The organism is Streptomyces africanus, assembly GCF_002150735.1.
Classification (GTDB): Bacteria; Actinomycetota; Actinomycetes; order Streptomycetales; family Streptomycetaceae; genus Streptomyces; species Streptomyces africanus.
The window spans coordinates 1-3,929 of sequence record NZ_MUKA01000453.1; the positions used below are offsets into that span (position 1 = coordinate 1).

The window sequence follows — 3,929 nt, forward strand, 5'->3', positions numbered from 1 at the left end:
CGGATGTAGTAGTCGACGCTCACTCCGGCCAGCGCGGCCAGTTCCTCACGGCGCAGTCCGGGAGTGCGGCGCAGGCCCGCGCCGGCCGGGAGACCGACGTCCTCCGGGCGCACCTGCGCCCTGCGGGCCTTCAGGTACCGGCCGAGTTCCGTGCCCCTCGTATCCGCTGCTGCTGCCATCCGGTCATTGTCTCAGGCGGTCAAGGAGCCTGGGGGGCCGTGTCAGGGCCTGGAACACCGCACCCCGGGTACAGCGCGGTCTGCCGGGCGGCCGCGTGCGGGAGGAGAGTTGAACTTGCCGGAGCGGGCGGCCCGGCCGCCGGGGCCCAGGGGGTGCGCGACACCGGTCCGCGGCCCCGGAAAGCGGACTGCGGCCGCCCGCCCGGTCGTCTCTGTCGAGTCGTCCTCGCAGCCGCCGTAGCCATCTCCATCGCCATCGCCGTCATATCCGTAGCCATCGCCCGGGAGTTCACCGTGCCGACCAGCCCCGCCCCGTCTCCGTCTAAGTCTCCTGCCCGGACAACCGCGTCGCCGCCCGCCGAGGACTCCGAGGGCCCGGCCGTGCCGCGGCGGAGCGGCGTCGCGCTGGTCGCCTCGCTGCTCGGGTTCACCGTGATCACCGTCGACGTCTCGGCCGTGAACATCGCGCTGCCCGCGATCCGGGACTCCCTCAGCGGCGGGATGGCCGGGCTTCAGTGGGTGGTCGACGCCTACACCCTGATGTTCGCGGCCCTGATGCTCTCCGCGGGCGCCCTCGCCGACCGCATCGGCGCCCGTCGCGCCTACGCGTGGGGCGTCGCCCTGTTCACCCTCGCCTCGCTCGGCTGCGCGCTCGCGCCCGGCATCGGCGTGCTGGTCGGTGCGCGCGTGGCGCAGGGGGCCGCCGCCGCGATCGTGATGCCGGCCTCGCTGGCGCTGATCCGGCAGGCCTACGACGACTCCCGGGCGCGTGCCCGCGCCATCGCGCTGTGGACGGTCGGCGGGTCGGTGGCGATGGCCGCGGGCCCGGTGCTGGGCGGACTGCTCACCGACTCGGCCGGCTGGCGGGCGGTGTTCCTGCTCAACCTCCCGGTGGGCGCGGTCATCCTGGGCCTGCTGGTGCGGGTGCCGCGCTCCCCGCGCCGGCCCGCCGCACTGGACGGCGGCGGTCAGCTCACCGCCGTACTGGCCCTGGCCGGGCTGGCCTTCGCCGTGATCGAGGGCGGCCACCTCGGCTGGACCAGCGGCCCCGTGCTGACCGCCGCCGCGCTCGCCCTCGCTTCCGGGTACGCCTTCTGCGTGGTGGAGGCCCGGCACCGCCGGCCCATGGTTCCGCTGGGCATGCTGAGGGACCGCCGGGTGGCCGTCCCGCTCGCGGTCGGTTTCGCCGTCAACGCCGCCTTCTACGGCGGGATCTTCCTGCTCGGGCTGTACTACCAGCAGTTGCGCGGGATGTCGGCGATCGCGGCCGGGCTGATGTTCGTCCCGATGTCGGCGGTGGTGACGGCGACCAACCTGGTGTCGCCGCGGCTGGCGGAGCGGATCGGGCGGCGGCCGGTGATCGTCGCGGGGCAGCTGATCTTCACCGGAGCGATGCTGGCCATGCTGCCGCTGGCCGCGCACACCCCCGTGTGGCTGGTGCTCGTGCTGCTGCTGCCGCTGAGCGTCGGCGGGGCGCTCGCGGTGCCGGCGGTGACCGCGCTGCTGATGGACGCCGTCCCGCAGGAGCGCGCGGGCACCGCGTCCGGGCTGCTCAACTCCCTTCGCCAGACCGGCGGTGCGCTGTCCGTCGCCCTGTTCGGCAGTCTGCTCGCCGGCCCGGGCGGGGACTTCTCCCTCCCGGGCATGCGCATCGGCCTGCTCGCCGTCGCCGCTCTCGTGTTCGCCACGGCCGTCCTCTCCCGCCTGCTCCTGCCGCGCAGCTGATCCGGTCGCCGGCGCCGGTTCGCAGCGGAAAACGGCACAGGCGGAGCGGGATCAGTCGGTGGCGAGGCCGTCGACCAGGCGGTTGAGGAAACGGGTGAAGGTGGCTTCGGGGGTCACGGTGCGCGCGGGGGCCGCCAGGGCTTCGGCGAGTTCCGGGTGGTGGCCGTCCGCGGCGACGGTGGCGAGGTAGCGGGCTTCCGCCGCGGCCCGGTCCGGGGACCTGGCCGCGGCCGCCTGTGTGATCTCGTAGGTGACGTGTCCGGCGACGAACGCGGTGAGCTGGGCGAAGATCTCCAGCTTCGCGGCGCCGTCCAGACCGGTGGGGCGCAGGGCGGCGAGGGCGTGTTCCAGGAACGCCAGGGTGTTGGGGCCCAGGCTGCGGCGGGTGGACAGGGCTGCGGGCAACCAGGGGTGGCGGAGCATCAGGTCGCGCTGACGGTGGGCGATGGTCTTCAGGTCGGCGCGCCAGTCGCCGGTGAGAGGAGCCGACGCCGGCAGTTCGCCGCTGACGTGGTCGACCATCAGCTCCAGCAGCGTCTCCTTGTCGGAGGCGTAGCTGTAGAGCGACATGGCTCCGGCTCCGACCTGTGCGGCGACCCGCCGCATGGTGACCGCTTCGAGCCCTTCCGCGTCGGCCAGGGCCACGGCGGCCGCCGTGATCGCCTCGCGGCTGAAGCCCGGCCTGCGGCCCCTGCGGGGCTGCCCGGGGCTCAGCCACAGTTGTTGCGGGTCGGTCCCCGGGGTTGCGGACCCACCGCCGTCACGCGTCACCGTCTTCGTCCTCCCGTCCCGTGCATCGCCATCCAAGCATCCTCTATTCTCGTACGACGTACGAGAATAGAGGAGAAGCCATGGCATCACGTGGGAAGCCGCCGTTGTCCTCGCGGATGATGAGGTCGATCTGGCGCGGCCTGCCGGACAAACGGCACGACGTGGGGTGGGAGCCGGGGCTGGTGGTGCCGGCCGCCGACGGCAGTCCGCTGATCACGGACCACTACTTCCCCCGGACGGCCGGTGACGTCCCGACTCTCCTGGTGCGTTCGCCGTACGGCAGGGGCCTGCCCTGGTCCCCCCAGTACGGCATGCTCTTCGCCGAGCAGGGTTTCCACGTGGTGCTGCAGAGCTGCCGCGGCACCGGCGGCTCGGGCGGCGCGTTCGATCTGTGGCGCAACGAGGCCGCCGACGGCCTGGCCACGGTGTCCTGGCTGCGCCGGCAGCCCTGGTTCGACGGGACGTTGGGGACGATCGGCCCCAGTTACCTGGGATACGTGCAGTGGGCGCTCGCCCTCGACCCGCCGCCGGAACTGAAGGCCATGGTGATGCAGGTGAGTCTGCACGACCCGTACGCCCTGTTCTACGCGGACGGCGCTCTCCGGCTGGAGAACGCCCTGCTCGTCGGCCTGGGCATGGCGTACCAGCACCGGGGGATCGCACCGTTCGCCGCGGCGACGCTGCGTCTCCAGCGCCGTATGCGCGACATCGTCACCGCGCGGCCGCTGCGCGGGGCGTACGCGTCCGCGCTCGCAGACGTGCCGTGGCTGGACGACGTGATGGCGCACCCGGACGCCGGCGACCCGTACTGGAACGGCGCGTCCCTGGCGCGAGCCGCCGAGGGGCTGCGCGTCCCGACGAGCCTGATCACCGGACGGTACGACGCCCTGGTCGACCAGACCTTCGAGCAGTACGCCCGGCTGCGCGAGGCCGGATGCGACACCGCCCTGCTCGTCGGCCCCTGGACCCACACCTCCGCCATGCAGCAGGGCTGGCCCGAGATCTTCGCCGAGAGCCTGGCCTGGCTGCGTGCGCACCTGTGCGGCGAGCCGTCCGGGCTGCGTCCCACGCGGGTGCGGGTGCACGTCGGCGGCGAGGACGCGTGGCGGGACCTCGACGACTGGCCGTCCGTCTCCGCCGGCACCTCATGGGTTCCGACCGCGGACGGGCATCTCGACCGGCGAGCCGACGCGGGGCCCGGGGGCAGCGTGAACGGCCCAGCCCCCGCCCCCCTGGCCTCCCTGCGCTACGACC

General features: G+C 73.8%; 3 protein-coding genes and 1 pseudogene. 2 read left to right on the forward strand and 2 right to left on the reverse strand.

The annotated features are described in order from the left end of the window. Positions 1 to 179 (reverse strand): annotated as a pseudogene (locus CCL05_RS39560) (helix-turn-helix domain-containing protein); the annotation flags it as partial. Between the two features lie 381 nt (positions 180 to 560). Here CCL05_RS39560 and CCL05_RS39565 point away from each other — a divergent pair. After that, positions 561 to 1,904 carry an MFS transporter gene (locus CCL05_RS39565; protein WP_244204555.1) on the forward strand — a complete coding sequence of 448 codons (1,344 nt, stop codon included), beginning with the start codon at positions 561 to 563 and terminating at the stop codon, positions 1,902 to 1,904. Between the two features lie 51 nt (positions 1,905 to 1,955). Here CCL05_RS39565 and CCL05_RS39570 read toward each other — a convergent pair whose 3' ends face one another. Then, entirely contained in the window at positions 1,956 to 2,675 is a 720-nt protein-coding gene (locus CCL05_RS39570; protein ID WP_086565439.1) for a TetR/AcrR family transcriptional regulator C-terminal domain-containing protein, read from the reverse strand. 80 nt (positions 2,676 to 2,755) lie between these two features. Here CCL05_RS39570 and CCL05_RS39575 point away from each other — a divergent pair. After that, positions 2,756 to 3,929: CocE/NonD family hydrolase (locus CCL05_RS39575; protein ID WP_244204556.1), on the forward strand; the 1,174-nt coding region annotated here is incomplete at its 3' end.